The organism is Pseudomonas azerbaijanorientalis, assembly GCF_019139795.1.
GTDB classification, from domain to species: Bacteria; Pseudomonadota; Gammaproteobacteria; order Pseudomonadales; family Pseudomonadaceae; genus Aquipseudomonas; species Aquipseudomonas laurylsulfatiphila.
Genome location: NZ_CP077078.1, coordinates 3,709,417 through 3,727,217, shown reverse-complemented (window position 1 = coordinate 3,727,217; position 17,801 = coordinate 3,709,417). Strand labels below are relative to the sequence as shown.

The 17,801-nt window shown below is 62.7% G+C and carries 17 protein-coding genes; 11 read left to right on the top strand and 6 right to left on the bottom strand.

Translation table 11 applies throughout. The annotated features are described in order from the left end of the window. Positions 1-208: 208 nt before the first annotated feature. Together nosP and nahK are read left to right on the top strand one after the other, a co-directional pair. Positions 209-1,366 carry a nitric oxide-sensing protein NosP gene (gene nosP, locus KSS91_RS16485; RefSeq protein ID WP_095967634.1) on the top strand — a complete coding sequence of 386 codons (1,158 nt, stop codon included), beginning with the start codon at positions 209-211 and terminating at the stop codon, positions 1,364-1,366. Then, a complete protein-coding gene (nahK, locus tag KSS91_RS16480) occupies positions 1,296-3,929 on the top strand; it encodes a hybrid sensor histidine kinase/response regulator NahK/ErcS' (RefSeq protein ID WP_225923690.1) in 2,634 nt (877 codons plus the stop codon). The genes nosP and nahK overlap by 71 nt, the downstream gene beginning before the upstream one ends. 108 nt (positions 3,930-4,037) lie before the next feature. Here the strand turns inward: nahK and KSS91_RS16475 are convergent, their stop codons facing one another. The 6 genes from KSS91_RS16475 to KSS91_RS16450 form a co-directional block, all read right to left on the bottom strand. Beyond that, entirely contained in the window at positions 4,038-4,703 is a 666-nt protein-coding gene (locus KSS91_RS16475; RefSeq protein ID WP_007976602.1) for a response regulator transcription factor, read from the bottom strand. Positions 4,704-4,759: 56 nt separating this feature from the next. Further along, positions 4,760-5,317: a PQQ-dependent catabolism-associated CXXCW motif protein gene (locus tag KSS91_RS16470; RefSeq protein ID WP_126046097.1), complete on the bottom strand. Its 558-nt coding sequence runs from the start codon at positions 5,315-5,317 to the stop codon at positions 4,760-4,762. Positions 5,318-5,543: 226 nt separating this feature from the next. Continuing rightward, positions 5,544-6,335 (bottom strand): ABC transporter permease, encoded by a 792-nt coding sequence (locus KSS91_RS16465; protein WP_217835422.1) that lies wholly within the window; start codon positions 6,333-6,335, stop codon positions 5,544-5,546. Next, on the bottom strand, positions 6,332-7,063 hold the full coding sequence (locus KSS91_RS16460) for an ABC transporter ATP-binding protein (RefSeq protein WP_217835421.1): 732 nt from the start codon (positions 7,061-7,063) through the stop codon (positions 6,332-6,334). The genes KSS91_RS16465 and KSS91_RS16460 overlap by 4 nt, the downstream gene beginning before the upstream one ends. Continuing rightward, positions 7,060-8,019 (bottom strand): YVTN family beta-propeller repeat protein, encoded by a 960-nt coding sequence (locus KSS91_RS16455; RefSeq protein ID WP_217835420.1) that lies wholly within the window; start codon positions 8,017-8,019, stop codon positions 7,060-7,062. The genes KSS91_RS16460 and KSS91_RS16455 overlap by 4 nt, the downstream gene beginning before the upstream one ends. A gap of 30 nt (positions 8,020-8,049) precedes the next feature. Then, entirely contained in the window at positions 8,050-9,234 is a 1,185-nt protein-coding gene (locus KSS91_RS16450; protein WP_217835419.1) for an ABC transporter substrate-binding protein, read from the bottom strand. Positions 9,235-9,391: 157 nt separating this feature from the next. On the opposite strand from KSS91_RS16450, the gene KSS91_RS16445 reads away from it, so the two are divergent. From KSS91_RS16445 to pqqB, 9 genes are all read left to right on the top strand, one after another. Then, a complete protein-coding gene (locus tag KSS91_RS16445; RefSeq protein ID WP_177325098.1) occupies positions 9,392-9,556 on the top strand; it encodes a hypothetical protein in 165 nt (54 codons plus the stop codon). Positions 9,557-9,612: 56 nt separating this feature from the next. Next, complete coding sequence (gene pedF / locus KSS91_RS16440; protein ID WP_217835418.1) at positions 9,613-10,074, top strand: cytochrome c-550 PedF; 462 nt, start codon at positions 9,613-9,615, stop codon at positions 10,072-10,074. 3 nt (positions 10,075-10,077) lie between these two features. Further along, a complete protein-coding gene (locus KSS91_RS16435; RefSeq protein ID WP_126046094.1) occupies positions 10,078-10,953 on the top strand; it encodes a substrate-binding periplasmic protein in 876 nt (291 codons plus the stop codon). Between the two features lie 10 nt (positions 10,954-10,963). Then, positions 10,964-11,725 (top strand): quinoprotein dehydrogenase-associated SoxYZ-like carrier, encoded by a 762-nt coding sequence (locus tag KSS91_RS16430; protein ID WP_102701833.1) that lies wholly within the window; start codon positions 10,964-10,966, stop codon positions 11,723-11,725. Positions 11,726-11,741: 16 nt separating this feature from the next. Continuing rightward, positions 11,742-12,680 carry a quinoprotein relay system zinc metallohydrolase 1 gene (locus KSS91_RS16425; RefSeq protein WP_217835417.1) on the top strand — a complete coding sequence of 313 codons (939 nt, stop codon included), beginning with the start codon at positions 11,742-11,744 and terminating at the stop codon, positions 12,678-12,680. A gap of 272 nt (positions 12,681-12,952) precedes the next feature. After that, the gene (locus tag KSS91_RS16420; protein ID WP_217835416.1) at positions 12,953-14,728 is read left to right on the top strand and encodes a PQQ-dependent methanol/ethanol family dehydrogenase; all 1,776 of its coding nucleotides are present in this window, start codon (positions 12,953-12,955) and stop codon (positions 14,726-14,728) included. A 241-nt stretch (positions 14,729-14,969) separates the two neighbouring features. After that, the gene (gene exaC, locus KSS91_RS16415) at positions 14,970-16,490 is read left to right on the top strand and encodes an acetaldehyde dehydrogenase ExaC (RefSeq protein ID WP_015095428.1); all 1,521 of its coding nucleotides are present in this window, start codon (positions 14,970-14,972) and stop codon (positions 16,488-16,490) included. Positions 16,491-16,748: 258 nt separating this feature from the next. Next, positions 16,749-16,820, top strand: coding sequence for a pyrroloquinoline quinone precursor peptide PqqA (pqqA, locus tag KSS91_RS16410; protein ID WP_003253598.1), 72 nt, complete (start codon positions 16,749-16,751; stop codon positions 16,818-16,820). A gap of 55 nt (positions 16,821-16,875) precedes the next feature. Further along, a complete protein-coding gene (gene pqqB, locus KSS91_RS16405; RefSeq protein ID WP_217835415.1) occupies positions 16,876-17,790 on the top strand; it encodes a pyrroloquinoline quinone biosynthesis protein PqqB in 915 nt (304 codons plus the stop codon). Positions 17,791-17,801 lie beyond the last annotated feature (11 nt).

The following is a 17,801-nucleotide window of genomic DNA, read 5'->3' as shown; positions in this document are numbered from 1 at the left end:
ATGTTGGCTGTGATGGCCCCATCGCGAGCAAGCTCGCTCCCACAGGGTTACCGGGTGTACGCAACACCTGCGGATAACCAAAACTAGTGTGGGAGCTTTATCTGTCTCATCCCATCGAAGCGGCTACCCGCTACCCAAGTAGCATTCGTCGCACCCCACAGACTTCGTACACTCGTGCCTCATACACACGCACCTGCGGGAGGTAAGGATGCAGCAGAGCGAAGGCGTCGTCAGTGCAATGTCCCAGGCCACCGATGCCCGACAGGTCGCGCAGGAACTGGCACGACAGTTGTTGCATCCGCACCTGGGGTTCGTGCTGTTCTTCTGTTCCGCCGAATACGACTTGCAGGCGCTGGGCCAGGCCTTGCAGCAAAGCTTCGGCGGCATTCGCCTGGCGGGCTGCACCAGCGCCGGGGAAATCACCCCGCTGGGCTATGGACGCAATTGCGTGACGGCGGTGGGTTTCGACCACCGGCACTTTTCCATCTCGATCGAGCTGATCGACCAGATGGAGCACTTCAGCCTGATCGACGCCCAGCAAATGGTCGAGCGCCTGGTCAGTGGCTGTCGCAGCAACACCCTGGCCCCGATCAAGGGCAACAGCTTTGCCCTGACCCTGCTCGATGGCCTGTCCAGCCGCGAAGAAATGGTCCTGGCGGCCTTGAGCGCGGCCTTGGGCGACATTCCGCATTTCGGCGGTTCGGCCGGCGACGATAACTACCTGACCCATACCCATGTGTACTTCGATGGCGAGTTCCACAGCGGCGCGGCCGTGGTGGTGCTGGTCAATACCTGGCTGGATTTCGAAGTGTTCACCACCCACCACGTGCTGCCCCGCGCCGAAAAGCTGGTGGTCACCGGGGCCGACAGCACCTTGCGCCGGGTCTTCGAGCTCAATGCCGAGCCGGCCGCCGAGGAGTACGCCCGACACATCGGCGTACCGGTGGCGCAGCTCGATCACCGGGTCTTCGCTGCGCACCCGTTGGCGGTGCGGATCAACCAGCAGTACTACGTGCGGGCCATCCAGCAGGTGCATCCGGACCTGAGCCTGAGTTTCTACTGCGCCGTGGAAAACGGCATCGTGCTCACCGCCATGACCCCGGGGCCGATGCTGCCGAATCTGCAGCGCCTGTTCGAGGGGTTGCAGGAGCGCCTGGGCGATTTGCTGCTGACCATCGGTTGCGACTGTTTCCTGCGGCGTCTGGAACTCGAAGACGACGGCAGTCTTGATCAGATCGGCGGTTTTTTGCGTGAGCAACGGGTGATGGGTTTCAACACCTATGGAGAACAGTTCAATGGCATGCACATCAACCAGACCTTCACCGGCGTTGCCATTGCCCGTGGCCGTGCCCCAGGACATCGCTGAGCTGCAGGCCGAACTGGCCGGGCTGCGCCTGGAAAACCACAAACTGCAGCGCATCAATGGCGCGCTGATCGAGCGGGTCGAGTCCGGGGGAACCCGCGGCAACGATCCGTACGCGGCATTCCAGCATTCGGTGGTGCTGGCCGAGCAAGTGCGCGAACGCACCGATGCCCTGAACCAGGCCATGGCCGAACTCAAGGCCGGTAATCATTTGCTCAGCGAAGCCCGCCTGCGCGCGGAAACGGCGCACCAACACCTGATCGATGCCATCGAAAGCATTTCCGACGCCTTCGTGCTGTTCGACGCCGACCAGCGCATCGTGTTGTTCAACAGTCGCTTCAAGGCGTTCTGGAGCAACAGCCGGGTGCGGATCAACGCCGGCATGCGCCTGACCGAGGTCAAGCGGCTGATGATGAACAACGCCCTGTTCACTGAAGAGCCGCGCGGGCATGTCGACGAAAACCTGCTTTACCGCCTGCAGAACGGGCGCTGGCTGCAAGTCAGCGAGCGGCCGACCCAGGAAGGGGGGCGGGTGATCCTGTTCACCGACATTACTGACGTCAAACTCAGCGAAACCGTACGCCGTGAGCAGGCGGTGGCGCAGAAGTCGCATCTGTTGCAACGGGCGGTCGACAACCTGTCCCAAGGGGTGGCGATGGTCAGCGCCGAGGGCATCCTGGAGTTGTGGAACCGGCGGTTCCTGGAGTTGAGCGGCCTGGCGCCGGTGGCGGCCCATCGCCCCTTTGCCGAAGTGATCGCCGACAGCGAGCTGAACCTGCTGACACCGGCCAGTCGCGATGGCAACGGGCGACCGGTGCGCGAATGCGAGCAGCGCCTGTACGATGGCCGGGTCCTGGAAATCCGCACCCATCCGTTGCCCACCGGCGGTTTCGTCAACACCTTCACCGACATCACCGAGCGCTACCAGCACGCCGAGGCGCTGAGTGAAAGCGAACACTGGATTCGCCTGATCACCGATCATGTCCCGGCATTGATTGCCTACCTCAATGCCGACCTGGTCTACGAGTTCACCAACAAAGTCTACGAAGAGTGGTACTGCTGGCCTCGCGGCGTGATGCTCGGCCAGAGCCTGCGCGAAGTGCACAGCGAGCAGCATTACCAGCGGCTGGAGCCCTACGTGGCCAGGGCACTGGCCGGCGAGAGCGTCACGTTCGAGTTCGCCGAAACCAACGTCAACAACCAGGAGCGCTACATGCTGCGCTCCTATGTGCCCAATCGTCTGGCCAGTGGCGAGGTGGTGGGGATTTTCGTGCTGATCCGCGACATCACCGAACGCCGCCGCACAGCCGAGGCGCTGCATCAGGCGTATCAGAACCTGGAGCTGCGGGTACGCGAGCGCACGGCGGAATTGACCACCCTCAACGACCAGCTGCTGCGCGAGATCGATGAGCGACGCCTGGTCGAGTCACGCTTGCGCGAGGCCAAGCAGGAAGCCGAGCAGGCCAACCTGTCGAAGACCAAGTTCCTCGCCGCCGTCAGCCATGACCTGCTGCAACCGTTGAATGCCGCGCGGCTGTTTACCAGTGCCTTGCTGGAACGGCGCGAGCCGATGTCCAGCGAGATTCTGGTGCGCAACGTGAGCAATTCCCTGGAAGACGTGGAGAATCTGCTCGGCACCCTGGTGGATATTTCCAAGCTAGATGCGGGGGTGATCAAGGCCGACATTGCACCGTTCGCCCTCAGTGAACTGCTGGACAACCTGGCCGCCGAATACACCCAGGTGGCGCGCAGTGAAGGCCTGCAATTGCACTTCATCGGCTGTTCGGCGCTGGTGCGCAGTGACATCCAGCTGCTGGCGCGGATTCTGCGCAACCTGCTGAGCAATGCGATTCGCTATACCTACAGTGGTCGCGTGGTGCTCGGTTGCCGACGGCATCATCAGTGCCTGACGATCGAAGTCTGGGACAGCGGCATGGGCATTGCCGAGCATCGTCTGGAAGAGATTTTCCAGGAGTTCAAGCGCGGTGATGTGCAGCGCCCCGATCAGGATCGCGGTCTGGGCCTGGGCCTGGCGATCGTAGAGAAGATTGCCGGCATCCTCGGGCATCCCATTCATGTGCGCTCGTGGCCGGGCCGGGGCTCGATGTTTTCGGTCGAAGTGCCGTTGAGCGCTACCGCGCCGAAGCCGCAGCCCGCGTTGCAGATGAGCGAGCCGATGCTTGAGCGCCTGCGGGGGGCGCGGATATGGGTGCTGGACAACGACGCGACCATCTGTGCCGGCATGCGCACCTTGCTGGAGGGGTGGGGGTGTCGGGTGGTGACGGCGCTGTCGGAGGAGGACCTGGCGCGGCAAGTGGACAATTTCCACGCCGAGGCCGACCTGCTGATTGCCGATTACCACCTGGACAACGATCGCAACGGTGTCGACGCCGTGGCGCGCATCAATGCCCGGCGCGCGTCACCGCTCCCGGCGATGATGATCACGGCCAACTACAGCAATGAACTCAAGCAGCAGATCCGCGAACTGGGCCACACCCTGATGCACAAGCCGGTGCGGCCGATGAAGCTGAAGACGGCGATGAGTCATTTGCTCAGTCGGCCATGAAATCTTCGGTGAATGTGAAGTCCCCTTCGCGAGCAGGCTCGCTCCCACAGGGGCGGTACCGTACCTGTGGGAGCGAGCCTGCTCGCGAAGGGCGCGCTGCGGTCTGACTCAACGCCGCAAATAAGACCCGAAATCAATATCCCCGGCACTCAGGATCGCCTGCACCCGGTTGTGCACGTTGAGCTTGCGCAGGATCGCCGAGACGTGGGCCTTGACCGTGGTCTCGGCGATTTCCAGGGTGTAGGCGATCTGTTTGTTCGATTCGCCCTTAGTCATGCGTTCCAATACCTGCAACTGCTTGCGGGTCAGGGCCTGGAGCAGTTCGGGCGGGAAGCTCGGGGTGTCGTTCATCCGCCGGTGGGTGCTGCTTTTGGCGGTGCGGATGATGTCCGGGGGCAGGTAGACATTGCCATTGAGAATCTGCTGGATGGCATCGGTCATCTGGGCGCGGGGTGAAGACTTGGTGATGAAACCCACCGCGCCGTAGGTAATGGCCTGCAGCACGATCTGCTTGTCCTGTTCGGCGGAGACAATCACCACCGGAATGGTCGGCGCCTCGTTACGCAGGTTGATCAGGCCATTGAGCCCGTGCATGCCGGGCATGTTCAGGTCGAGCAGGATCAGGTCCAGGTCATCGTGTTCCTGGGTCAGTGCCAGGGCGCTGTCCAGGTCGGCGGTTTCCATCACTTCGCTGCCGGCAAAACCGTCGCTGATGACGTTGTGGATGGCTTCTCGAAACAGCGGGTGATCGTCGGCAATCAGAATTTTGTACATGGCCTTTCACCTCATTATTTTGATTATGGTGTGGCAACAACACGCACGCGTAAAGCTCAGGGAAAGGGTTCGGGCCTGGCTGGCGAAACCGGCAGATTGGCCGCTTGCCAGGCGTCCAGGCCATCGCGATACCAGTACAGGGTCTTATAGCCCATGGTGGCTGCGCGCTTGACCGCATTCCAGCTCAACCAGCAGTCGGAGCGGCAATAGAAGACCAGCGGTTGCGTCGGGTCGCCGGCGGTCAGCTTTTTCAGGTTGGCGGCGAAATAGTCCTGCCATTGCGGCGTCAGCTCACCGTCACCGGTATTGGCCAGCCAATGGCTGCCGGGCAGGTTTTCATGGGGCTGGTCTTCGATGAATTGCCCTTGCAGCCACTGGCGGCGGTAGACATCGATCAGCAGCGGGCGCGGGGTTTGGCCGAGCAGGGCTTGCAGGGCGGGGGTATCGACGATGGTTGCGCCTTGCAGCTGGTCGGGCGTCGGGCTGCGGTACAGGCCGATGCGATAGCCGTCGCGAGAGAACAGTGCGGTGTCGGCCTGCGCGGTGCTCAGCAGCAGGCCCAGCGACAGGGCGGCGAGAGTAGGGCGCAACAGGCAACGTCGGGCACGCGGCATGGGGTCAGTCCTTATAGTTATGGACCTATTACATGCCAGTCGGGGGATGTTGGGAATGCGACGATAGACAGGGAAACCAGTACTAAAGTAGTAATTTCACCCTGCTTAATGAAGATCCCCCCTGTGGGAGCGGGCTTGCTCGCGAAGGCGGCGTTACATTCAATGAATGAGTTGACTGACACAACGCTTTCGCGAGCAAGCCCGCTCCCACATTGGGATTGTGTTGTTACCCAGATTTACGCAAGGCCGCATGCTGTGGGTTGAAGGTCAGTACGGCGAGTAACGCAAACAGCAGCGTCAACCCCGCGCACACCGCCAGCGCCAGCGGATTGAAGCGTTCATACAGGGCAAAACGCACCAGCTCCACCGCATGGGTGAACGGATTCACCGCGCACAGCCAGTACAGCCATTCGCTGGCCTCGCGCATCTTCCACAGCGGATACAGTGCCGATGACAGGAAAAACAGCGGAAAGATCACGAAATTCATCACCCCGGCAAAGTTCTCCAGCTGGCGGATCGCGTTCGACAGCAACAGGCCCAGTGCGCTGAGCATCAACGCCACCAGCAGCAGCGCCGGCAACGCCAGCAACAGGCCCATGGCCGGTGGCCGCACGCCGTAGGCCCAGGCAATCGCCAGGAATGCATACACCTGCAACAGCGAAATCAGTGACGTGGCCATCAGTTTGCTGCACAGCAGGAAGGTTCGGGGCAGGGGGCTGGTCAGCAGCACGCGCATGCTGCCCATCTCGCGGTCGTAGACCATCGACAGAGACCCCTGCATGCCATTGAACAGCAGGATCATGCAGGCCAGACCGGGAATGATGTAGACCTCGTAGGGGATGTAGGTGTCGTAGGGCTCGATGATCGCGATCCCCAGCGCCGCGCGAAAACCGGCGGCGAACACCAGCAACCACAGCAGCGGCCGCACCAGGGCGCTGAGAAATCGCGTGCGTTGCAGCACAAAGCGCAGCCACTCGCGCAGCACGATGCCGCTGAAACATTGCCAGTAAGCGTTCATTGGGTAGCTCCCGATGTAGTCAGGCGGGTGAAGGCCGAACCGAGGTCTCCACCGTGTTCCAGGCTCAGGGCATCGGCCTGTCCGCTGGCCACCAGTCGGCCTTGATGCAGGATCAGCAAGTCATCGCTGGGTTGCACTTCGTCGAGCAGGTGGGTGGTCCAGAGCACGCTGATGTGCTCCTCGCGACACAGGCTGCGGATGTGCTGGTTGAGCGCCAGGCGACTCGCCGGGTCGAGGCCGACACTGGCTTCATCGAGCAACAGCAGGCGCGGCTCATGCAACAGGGCGCGGGCAATTTCCACCCGGCGACGATGGCCGCCATTGAGCTCACGCACCCGTTCGCGGCGGCGCTCGGTCAGGGCCTGGCGAGCCAGTTCGGCGTTGACCCGAAGGTCGGTCTGGCGCCGGGACAGGCCATGCAATGCCGCGTGATAACGCAGGTTCTGCTCGACGCTGAGGTCCAGGTCCAGGGTGCTTTGCTGGAACACCACGCCCAACTGCCTGAGCGCCGGGCGTGCCGCGCTGCGCAACGAACAGCCACCGACGCGGATCTCGCCGTGCTGCAGATCATAGAGTCGGGTCAGCAGGGCAATCAGGGTCGACTTGCCGGCGCCGTTGGGTCCCAACAGCGCGGCAAAACGCCCGGGTTCCAGGCTGAAACTCACTTTGCGCAAGGCCTCCCGGGCGCCGTAGGCAAAGCTCAGGTCACTGACTTCAAGGGCGTTCATGGCGTCACCACCACGCCCCAGGGATAGCGCCCGACCTTCACCGATTTGCTGACCTTGAGGCTGTCGACATCGATCACCGAGACATCGCCGCTGACGCCGTTGGTGGTCAGCAACTGTTTCTGATCCGGGGTGAACGCCATCTGCCAGACCCGTCGACCCACCAGCAGGTAATCGAGAATCTCGAAGGTCCTGGCATCGATCACCGCCACATGATTGGCCGGGCCGAGGGCGACGAAGCCGTACTTGCCATCGGCGCTGAGCTTGATGCCGACCGGCTGGACCTTGTCCGGGTGCACGCCCTTGATCTGGAAGTTCAGGGTCTTGAGCACGGTGCGGCTGGCTACATCGAGAATGGTCACGGTGCCGCCGATTTCCGCCGAGGCCCAGAGCCTGGCGCCATCGGGGGAGAACTCGACGAAGCGCGGACGCTGGTCCACCAGAGTGCTGTCGGCCAGGGTCTGGGTGCTGGTGTCGATCCAGTGCAGCATGTTGGTGGTTTCGCTGGTGTTGACCGCCCACTTACCGTCAGGGCTGACGGCCATGCCCTCGGGCTCGACACCGACTTCGATCTGGCCAAGTACCTTGGAGGTCTCGGTGTCGATCACCGTCACCAGCGCATCGTCTTCGTTGGAGACGTACAGCCAGCGGTTGTTCGGGTGCAGGGCGAATTGCTCGGGGTCTTTGCCCGAGGGCAGTTCCTTGATGATCTTGCGTGTGGCCACGTCCATCACCTGGACCCGGTCCGAGTCGCTGGCGCAGATGTACAACAGCTTGTTGTCATGGGACAGCAGCAGGCCCCGGGGGCGCTGGCCGACGGGCAGGGTGTCGGTGACTTGCAGGGTCTGCATGTCGATCAGGCTCAGGCTGTTGTCCTTTTCGTTGGAGACCCAGGCAGTGCTGGCAACGGCATGGCCGGCGGCGAGCAGCAAGGTGCACGAGAGCAGGGTGCGGCGCATGGCGGATTCCTTGTTGTTGTGATGTTCGGATCAGGGAAAGCGGCAGCTGACCTCGGGTTTGTCGTAGCCCAGGCTGTCCATCTCGTTGAACGGGTGCAGAAAGCCCTCCTGGGGCGAGGTGCTGACCAGCGCCCGGGGCTGGACGATGGGAATCGGCTGGCGCAACTGGCCGTTCCATGGCCGGTAGCTGAGCTTGCGACCCTTGAAACCGTCGAGGGGCAACTGGTCGCTGATTTCCAGCGTGCGGATCGCCATCGGCTCGACCTGGCGCAATTTGCTCACGGCACTGGCGATACTGCGCACGGCCATCCAGGCGGCGAAATCGCGGTCATTCATCCAGCGCCCGGTCAGGGCTTCAAAGCGTTTTTGCAGCTGCGCGGCGCCGTAGGTTTCCACGGTCTTGTGCCAGCCCACCGGGGTCAGGCCCTGGGTGCCGGCGACCGGGCGCGGGTACCAGGTCTGGTAGGGCACGTATTCACCGAAGTCGCCGCGTTCATCGGCCACCAGTACCACGTCGTACTCGGCGGTCTGGGTGAACAGCGGCATGTCGGCCTGGGCACTGCGGCGTTGGTCGTTATCGAAGCTCCAGGTTTTTTCCGCCACCAGTTGCAAGCCGAAACGCTTGGCCCCGCGGCGCAGGGCGGCGGCATAGGCTTGATCGTCGGGCGTCGGCCCGACGATCAGCAGCGCCCGCTGCCATTTGCGCAACACCAGAAACTGCGCCAGCGCATCGGCGAGCATCGCCCGGCTCGGCAAGGTGTGCAGCACGTTCGGCAGGCAAGCGGTGGTGCGCAGGCTGTCATCGGCACTGCCGGCGTTGAACAGCAAACTGTCGGGCAGTGCCGCACTCAATTGGCGCAGGCTGGTCGCGGGGGCATTCACCACAAACAGGCGCAGGCCTTGTTCGTGCTGAGCCTTCGCCGCTTCGAGCAAGGCTTCGGGGCTGTCGACGCTGGCGCTGACCAGGCTGTAGCCGTGGTTGAGAAAACGCCCGGTGCTGTTGCTGTCGGTGATCGCCAGTTCGGCGCCGCGCAGCCCGGCATCGATGGGCTCGGGGATGACGTTGGACAGCAACGGGCCGGGGGCGGGGCGATAGCCCAGGTAGCCGATCCGCACCTGCAAGGGCGCATCGGCGGCCTGGCTTTGGGTGGCCAGGCCGGCGGCGCAGGCAATCGCCAGCAGGTAGATCAGGGCGTAAGGGGCAAGCTGGCGCATAAGGCTCTCCATGACCGTTAGCGCCAGCATAGGAAGCCTGGGGGGCGGTGAAAATATGCAGAAAGTACCGAAGGGCCAGTACCAAGGTAGTAGCCCGCCACACACGGCGCGGTTCTAGCATGGGTAACCACGGCCACTGATCTGGAGGGGATTGACCATGCGTATCGTCAAAGCACTGCTCCTGCCGTTTCTGCTGATCCTGACCCTGATCGGCGTCGACCGGCTCCAGGGCCCGCGTCCGGTGTCCAACGATCGCCTTACGACCAAGGGAGTAGGTGGCGACCACCAAAGCAGCATGGGGTCTGAGCGCAGGGCTTTCTAAGATGGCTGCCATAGCCTCTGCCAAGAGGTTTTGCGTGCAATCCAGAGGGCATGACAATGACAACAAAACGCAACGCCTTGCTCGTGACCGGTCTATTGGCCAGTTTGATCAGCGCAGGTTCGGTCTGGGCCCACGGCAACGTGGTGCCACAGGCTGTCGCCACCCAGGGCCTGACCCCGATAAAAGATGCCGGTGTGCAGCTCGATGCCGATGGCTGGGCCGCGGTAAACCCGTATCGCACTGCCCCGGAACACGACAAGGCAGTGGAAATCGGCTCTTCGGCCTATACCCAGAACTGCGCGGCCTGTCATGGCCTGGAGGCCAAGTCCGGCGGTATCGCTCCCGACCTGCGCATGCTCGATGTCGGCGAGGCGGGCGATGAATGGTTCGCCGAACGGGTGCGCCATGGCGCGGTACGCGACGGTCGCGTGTACATGCCGAAGATGGCCGACTACCTGAGCCAGGAAGCCCTGTGGGCGGTGCGCACTTATCTGGACACTGTGCACGTCGAGGAGTGACCCATGCGCCTGTTCGCGGTGTTGATCAGCGCTCTGTGGCTGTGCTGCCAGGCGGCGCAGGCGCAGGTTCGCAACTACGACGAAATGATCGCCGCCGGGGAGCTGAAGGTTGCGGTCTACAAGGACTTCGCCCCCTACAGCTTTGAACGTGCCGGCAAACCCCAGGGTGTCGATGTCGAGCTGGCCGAAGCCCTGGCCAAGGCGCTCGGCGTGCGCCTGACGCTGATCTGGGCGCCGGCCGGGGAAAAGCTCGATGACGACCTGCGCGATTACATCTGGCGTGCCAGTGCCTTGCACAACCAGCAACTGGCCGACCTGATGATGCGCGTGCCCTACGACCACGACTACGCGCAGAGGCGCAACGAAGTCGGTGAGCTGGTCAACGGCCATGTGGTGATGTTCGGTCCGTACCAGAACGAACAATGGCAGGTGGCCTATGACCGCCGAAGGCTGGACAAGGTCGCCAGCGTCGCGGTGTTCGAGCAGCACCCGATTGGTGTCGAAGTGGACAGCGTGCCGTCGTTCTACCTGACCTCGGTGTTCAACGGCATGCTCGCCGGCAAGACCCATCACTACCCCGGCGTGCCCCAGGCGTTTGCCGCGATGAAGGCCGGCGAGGTCGACGCGGTGATGGCCATGCGCGGCGAAATCGACTGGCAAGTGCACGAAGCGGCCGACCCGCAGCTGGCGCTGGCAGAAAATGCCTACCCGAACATGGGCAAGCAGCTCTGGGAAATCGGCATGGCGGTGCACGAAAGCAACCGGCAACTGGCCTATGCCGTGGAAGAAGCGCTCGAAGGCCTGATCCGCGAGGGTTCGGTGAAGACCATCTACGGCCGTTACGGCCTGCAATACGACGTGCCCGAGATGTATCAATAAGGAGCAGGCGATGAAATGGCGAGGGAGTTGTCTGTTGGCCTGCTGGTTGAGCCTGGCGGCACAGGCTGGCGCTATCGATCCCGGCAAAGACCCGGTGCCATCGGTGATGTGGGCTTTCTATCACCAGCAGTTTCTGGGCAATGCGCCGTTCGTTTTCGATGAGCGGGTCAAGCTGCTGGCGCCGCCGTTTGCCGAAGATGCCCGGCAGGTGCCGCTGGAAATCGACGCCCGGGCGTTCAAGGGCGAGGTGGTAAGAATCCTCGCCTGGGCAGAACTGAATCCGTTGCCGAAAATCGTCGACTTCCAGCCGCTGGATTCGGTTTTGCCCTGGCTGTCGTTGCGCATCCGCATCGAACAGGCCACGCCCCTGCGCGCGGCGGTGTTGACCCGCGACGGGCTGTGGCATGTCGGCTCGACCCTGATTGACGCCGCAGGTGGCGGTTGCACCGCGCCGAGTGTGGTGCGCACCCAGCCGGGCTGGGAGGAACACATCGGCGAAGTGCTCGGCGGGCGCTATCCCCGGGACGGGTTCAGCCGTTTGCGTATGCAGGTGGCCCATCCCATGGACAACGGCATGGTCAGCGGCATTCCGGAATTCTTCATCAACCATGCCGAGCTGCGTGACCACAACCAACACGTGCTGGCCCGGCTGGAGCTGTTCCCCGCAGTCAGCGAAAACCCCAATCTGGCCTTTGACATCGAGGGGGCAGGGCAAACACGTCTGTTACTACGGGACAACAGCGGCAATGAGTTCGATGCGTCGATCCCCTGACCCCAAGGAGCGTGGCATGCGCTGGATCCTGTTGATGGTGTTAAGCGTCAGTCTGCCGGCCCTGGCCGATCTCGACTACTCACTCAAGCCCCGGCAGATCGCCCGGGACACCTGGCTGCTGGAAGGCAGCACCGATAATTTCGCCAAGGCCAACGGCGGCAACATCGTCAACACCGCGTTTATCGTCACTGAACGCGGTGTGGTGGTGATCGACACCGGGCCGTCCCGCCGTTACGGCGAAGCGATGCGCAAGGCCATCGCCGCCACCACCGACAAACCGGTGATCGAGGTCTTGCTGACCCATCACCACCCGGACCATGTGCTGGGCAATCAAGCCTTCACCGACGTGCCGATCGGCGCCTTGGCCGGCACCACCGAACTGTTGCACCGGCAGGGCGATGCCATGGCCGAGAATATGTACCGAATGGTCGGCGACTGGATGCGTGGCACCGAAGTGGTGCTGCCGACGCAGACGCTGACACCCGGCGTGAAAAGTTTTGGGAATCACGATCTGCGCTTGCTGAGCCTGGGTGGGCATACGGGCGCGGATCTGGCTATTCTCGACCAGCAAACCGGCGTGCTGTATGCCGGGGACCTGGTGTTTTATCAGCGGGCGCTGACCACGCCCAACAGTCCGGGGTTGTCAGTGTGGCTGGCGGACATCGCGACCCTGCAAGGTTTGCCCTGGACGCAGGTCGTGCCGGGCCATGGGCCGGTGGCCAGTGATCGACAACCCTTCGAGCAGATGCGCGATTACCTGAGCTGGCTCGATCAGCTCATGCGCGACGGCGCGGCCAATGGCAGTGATATGGCGGAGATGATCCGCAGCCCCATCCCCGAACGCTTCGCCGGGATCAGCCTGAGCCGTTATGAACTGATCCGCAGCGTCAGTCATCTGTACCCGCGCTACGAGCGCGAGCGGATGACGCGGGTGGATTCCGCCGCAAACAACTGACCCACCCCGATCCAATGTGGGAGCGGGCTTGCTCGCGAAGGCGGAGTGTCAGGCAACAACGATGTTGAATGTGCCGGCCTCTTCGCGAGCAAGCCCGCTCCCACAGGGGACCTGTGTCGGGTACAAAATCGCTGCTCATCTCCTCCCACCCTGTACCAAGGAACTAGCAATCTCCTCATTGCGGGCAATTGTTGTCAGGGCGGCGGCGCCCAAGAATCTGCACCAGACCGGAAAATTTCCGGGCATAACAAAAATCCGCAGAGGAAGCCGTCATGACTCAACCCGCACGTCGCCAGCCCTTCGTCCTGAGCTTGCTGCTCAGTGCCATGCTGTTGTCCGGCCAGGCATTGGCCGGGGTTTCCGACCAGGACATTCTCCAGGACCCGAAGAACCCGGAACAGGTCGTGACCAACGGCCTCGGCGTTCAAGGGCAGCGCTACAGCCCGCTGGATATTCTCAACGTCGACAACGTCAAGGAGCTGCGCCCGGCCTGGGCGTTTTCCTTCGGCGGTGAAAAACAGCGTGGCCAGCAAGCGCAGCCGATGGTCAAGGACGGCGTGATGTACATGACCGGTTCCTACTCCCGGGTCTTCGCCGTGGATGCGCGCACCGGCAAGAAACTCTGGCAATACGATGCGCGTCTGCCCGATGACATCCGCCCTTGCTGCGACGTGATCAACCGTGGCGTCGCGCTGTATGGCGACCTGGTGATCTTCGGCACCCTCGACGCCAAGCTCGTGGCGCTGAACAAGGACACCGGCAAGGTGGTGTGGAGCAAGAAAGTCGCCGACCACAAGGAAGGCTACTCGATCAGCGCCGCGCCGCTGGTGATCAACGGCAAGCTGATTACCGGTGTGGCCGGTGGCGAGTTCGGCGTGGTGGGCAAGATCGAGGCCTACGACCCGAAAAACGGTGATCTGCTGTGGACCCGGCCGACGGTCGAAGGCCATATGGGCTACGTCTACAAGGACGGCAAAGCCGTGGAGAACGGCATCTCCGGCGGCGAGGCGGGCAAGACCTGGCCGGGCGATCTGTGGAAAACCGGCGGTGCGGCCCCTTGGCTTGGCGGTTATTACGATCCGGAAACCAACCTGCTGCTGTTCGGTACCGGCAACCCGGCGCCGTGGAACTCGCACCTGCGCCCTGGCGACAACCTCTACTCCTCATCGCGCCTGGCGCTCAACCCGGACGACGGCACCATCAAGTGGCACTTCCAGAGCACGCCCCACGACGGTTGGGACTACGACGGCGTGAACGAGCTGGTGTCGTTCAACTACAACGAAGGCGGCAAGGAGATCAAGGCAGCGGCCACGGCCGACCGTAACGGTTTTTTCTACGTGCTGGATCGTACCAATGGCAAATTCATCCGTGGCTTCCCGTTCGTGGACAAGATCACCTGGGCCACTGGCCTGGATAAGGACGGCCGGCCGATCTACAACGAAGCCAGCCGTCCCGGCGCCCCGGGTTCGGAAGCCAAGGGCAGCTCGGTGTTCGTGGCACCGGCGTTCCTCGGTGCGAAAAACTGGATGCCGATGGCCTACAACCGGGACACCGGGCTGTTCTATGTGCCGTCCAACGAATGGGGCATGGACATCTGGAACGAAGGCATCGCCTACAAGAAAGGCGCGGCGTTCCTCGGTGCCGGCTTCACCATCAAGCCGTTGAACGAAGACTACATCGGCGTGCTGCGGGCCATCGATCCGAAAACCGGCAAGGAAGTCTGGCGTCACAAGAACTACGCGCCGCTGTGGGGCGGGGTGCTGACCACCAAGGGCAACCTGGTGTTCACCGGCACGCCTGAAGGTTTCCTGCAGGCGTTCAACGCCAAGACCGGCGAAAAGGTCTGGGAATTCCAGACCGGTTCCGGCGTGCTCGGCTCGCCCGTGACCTGGGAAATGGACGGCGAACAGTACGTCTCGGTGCTCTCCGGCTGGGGCGGCGCGGTACCGCTGTGGGGCGGCGAAGTGGCCAAGCGGGTGAAGGACTTCAACCAGGGCGGCATGCTCTGGACGTTCAAGCTGCCCAAGGACCTTGTGGCCAAGCACTGATCCCTTGTGGGAGCGAGCTTGCTCGCGATGGTCGTCAACGATAACGCTGGAAACCTGAAACCCCGCGGCGTTCTCGGGTTCATCGCGAGCAGGCTCGCTCCTACAGTGATCTGTGTGAAACCTACGACCAAATAACGAGAGCCCCTCCTGCCAACGACGCATTCGTCTGGTACGCGGGGCTCTCTAGTATCGGCTCATCGCCTGTCAGTACGACAGGCATCGACCCAGACAGAGGCCCACCATGATCTACGCACAACCCGGAACCCCAGGCGCCGTCATTACCTTCAAGCCGCGCTACGGCAACTTCATCGGTGGTGAGTTCGTTGCCCCGATCAATGGCGAGTACTTCACCAACACCTCGCCGGTCAACGGTGAAGTGATCGCCGAATTCCCGCGTTCCAGCGCCGCCGACATCGACAAGGCCCTCGACGCCGCCCATGCCGCTGCCGACGCCTGGGGCAAGACCTCGGCCCAGGACCGCTCCCTGGTGCTGCTGAAGATCGCCGACCGCATCGAGCAGAACCTTGAGGTCCTGGCCGTCACCGAAACCTGGGACAACGGCAAGGCCGTGCGCGAAACCCTGAACGCAGACGTACCGCTGGCGGCCGACCACTTCCGTTACTTCGCCGGATGCATCCGTGCCCAGGAAGGCGGGGCTGCCGAGATCAACGAGCTGACCACGGCCTATCACTTCCATGAGCCCCTGGGCGTGGTCGGGCAGATCATTCCGTGGAACTTCCCGCTGCTGATGGCCGCCTGGAAACTCGCCCCGGCGCTCGCCGCCGGCAACTGCATCGTGCTCAAGCCTGCCGAGCAAACGCCGCTGTCGATCATGGTGTTCGCCGAGCTGATCGCTGACCTGCTGCCAGCGGGCGTGCTGAACATCGTCCAGGGCTTCGGTCGCGAAGCCGGCGAGGCCCTGGCCACCAGCAAGCGCATCGCCAAGATCGCCTTCACCGGTTCGACCCCAGTGGGTGCGCACATCATGCATTGCGCCGCCGAGAACATCATCCCGAGCACCGTTGAACTGGGCGGCAAGTCGCCGAACATCTTCTTCGAGGACATCATGAACGCGGAACCGGCGTTCATCGAAAAAGCCGCCGAAGGCCTGGTGCTGGCGTTCTTCAACCAGGGCGAAGTCTGCACCTGCCCGTCCCGGGCGCTGGTGCAGGAGTCGATCTACGAGCCGTTCATGGCCGAGGTGATGAAGAAGATCGCCAGGATCAAGCGCGGCAACCCGCTGGACACCGAGACCATGGTCGGGGCCCAGGCGTCCGAGCAGCAATACGACAAGATCCTCTCGTACCTGACCATTGCCCAAGAAGAGGGCGCCGAACTGCTCACCGGCGGCGCGGCCGAGCGTCTGGAGGGCGACCTGTCCAGCGGTTACTACATCCAGCCGACCCTGCTCAAGGGTCACAACAAGATGCGCGTGTTCCAGGAAGAAATCTTCGGCCCGGTGGTGGGTGTCACCACCTTCAAGGACGAAGCCGAAGCCCTGGCGATTGCCAACGACAGCGAGTTCGGCCTCGGCGCCGGCCTGTGGACCCGCGACATCAACCGCGCCTATCGTATGGGCCGCGCCATCAAGGCTGGACGGGTGTGGACCAACTGCTACCACCTGTACCCGGCGCACGCCGCGTTCGGCGGGTACAAGAAGTCCGGCGTCGGCCGGGAAAACCACAAGATGATGCTCGACCACTATCAGCAGACCAAAAACCTGCTGGTGAGCTACGACATCAATCCGCTGGGGTTCTTCTAACCCGCAAAAACACCACAAACCAAAATGTGGGAGCGGGCTTGCTCGCGAATACGGAGTCCCATTCAGCAGAAATGTTGACTGGCACACCGCTTTCGCGAGCAAGCCCGCTCCCACATTGATTATGTGTGTTTTGTAAGTCCTGCAACACCCCCTACCAAATCACCCCGCCAACTCCTTCGAAAGTAGCATTCGGGCACTCAACGCCCCGTGCATTAATGGCTCTACCGGAATCACCCGGCACAAGAAGAGGAATGACCCATGTGGACTAAACCCGCGTTTACCGATCTGCGCATTGGCTTCGAAGTGACGATGTATTTCGCCAACCGTTGATTGATCACCCGGCCAGCCGCTGCGTTGGCCGGGCCTGCCTTCCGGAGCATCTGCCATGCACATCCGCGTTCTCGGTTCCGCCGCTGGCGGTGGTTTTCCGCAATGGAACTGCAACTGCCGCCAGTGCGCCGGTGTGCGCAATGGCAGCCTGCGGGCCCAGCGCCGTACGCAGTCGTCGATTGCCTTGAGTGACGACGGTGTGGAGTGGGTGCTGTGCAATGCCTCACCGGACATTCGCGCGCAACTCGAAAGTTTTGCGCCTCTGCAACCGGCGCGGCGCCTGCGTGACAGCGCCATCGCCGGTATCGTGCTGCTGGACAGCCAGATCGACCATTGCACCGGTTTGCTCAGCTTGCGCGAAGGCTGCCCCCATGACGTCTGGTGCACCGAGCGTGTGCATCAGGACCTGAGCAGCGGTTTCCCGTTGTTCAACATGCTCGGACACTGGAACGGCGGACTGCAATGGCAACCGGTCGGCCTCGATCGCCAGCCGTTCGGCATAGCGGCCTGCGGGCATTTGCAATTTCGCGCGATTCCCCTGGTGAGCAACGCGCCGCCGTATTCGCCCAATCGCGGCAACCCGCAACCAGGCGACACCATTGGCCTGTTCATTGAAGACCTGCGCAACGGCGCCTCGCTGTTCTATGCCCCGGGCCTTGGCCGAATCGACGATGAAGTGCTGGGCTGGATGCAGCGTGCCGATTGCCTGCTGCTGGACGGCACCCTGTGGCGCGACGACGAGATGCGTATCTGCGAAGTCGGCCAGAGCCTGGGCAGCGAAATGGGGCACCTCCCACAAAGCGGCCCCGGCGGGATGCTTGAAGTGCTGGAGGGTTTCAACCGCCAGCGCAAGGTGCTGATCCACATCAACAACACCAATCCCATTCTCGATGAAGACTCGGCCGAGCGGGCTTTGCTGGAGCGGCGGGGGATTGAAGTGGCTTATGACGGCATGAGTATTGAGCTGTAGCGAAGGACGCC

Excerpts from the sequence above, each read along its gene's own strand:
- pqqB (WP_217835415.1), top strand. The coding sequence starts at position 16,876 with ATGCACATCCGCGTTCTCGGTTCCGCCGCTGGCGGTGGTTTTCCGCAA.
- nahK (WP_225923690.1), top strand. The coding sequence starts at position 1,296 with ATGGCATGCACATCAACCAGACCTTCACCGGCGTTGCCATTGCCCGTG.
- pedF (WP_217835418.1), top strand. The coding sequence starts at position 9,613 with ATGACAACAAAACGCAACGCCTTGCTCGTGACCGGTCTATTGGCCAGT.
- KSS91_RS16460 (WP_217835421.1), bottom strand. The coding sequence starts at position 7,063 with ATGAACGCCCTTGAAGTCAGTGACCTGAGCTTTGCCTACGGCGCCCGG.
- nosP (WP_095967634.1), top strand. The coding sequence starts at position 209 with ATGCAGCAGAGCGAAGGCGTCGTCAGTGCAATGTCCCAGGCCACCGAT.
- KSS91_RS16475 (WP_007976602.1), bottom strand. The coding sequence starts at position 4,703 with ATGTACAAAATTCTGATTGCCGACGATCACCCGCTGTTTCGAGAAGCC.
- KSS91_RS16455 (WP_217835420.1), bottom strand. The coding sequence starts at position 8,019 with ATGCGCCGCACCCTGCTCTCGTGCACCTTGCTGCTCGCCGCCGGCCAT.
- KSS91_RS16420 (WP_217835416.1), top strand. The coding sequence starts at position 12,953 with ATGACTCAACCCGCACGTCGCCAGCCCTTCGTCCTGAGCTTGCTGCTC.
- KSS91_RS16430 (WP_102701833.1), top strand. The coding sequence starts at position 10,964 with ATGAAATGGCGAGGGAGTTGTCTGTTGGCCTGCTGGTTGAGCCTGGCG.
- KSS91_RS16470 (WP_126046097.1), bottom strand. The coding sequence starts at position 5,317 with ATGCCGCGTGCCCGACGTTGCCTGTTGCGCCCTACTCTCGCCGCCCTG.
- KSS91_RS16465 (WP_217835422.1), bottom strand. The coding sequence starts at position 6,335 with ATGAACGCTTACTGGCAATGTTTCAGCGGCATCGTGCTGCGCGAGTGG.
- KSS91_RS16445 (WP_177325098.1), top strand. The coding sequence starts at position 9,392 with ATGCGTATCGTCAAAGCACTGCTCCTGCCGTTTCTGCTGATCCTGACC.
- KSS91_RS16450 (WP_217835419.1), bottom strand. The coding sequence starts at position 9,234 with ATGCGCCAGCTTGCCCCTTACGCCCTGATCTACCTGCTGGCGATTGCC.
- exaC (WP_015095428.1), top strand. The coding sequence starts at position 14,970 with ATGATCTACGCACAACCCGGAACCCCAGGCGCCGTCATTACCTTCAAG.
- KSS91_RS16425 (WP_217835417.1), top strand. The coding sequence starts at position 11,742 with ATGCGCTGGATCCTGTTGATGGTGTTAAGCGTCAGTCTGCCGGCCCTG.
- KSS91_RS16435 (WP_126046094.1), top strand. The coding sequence starts at position 10,078 with ATGCGCCTGTTCGCGGTGTTGATCAGCGCTCTGTGGCTGTGCTGCCAG.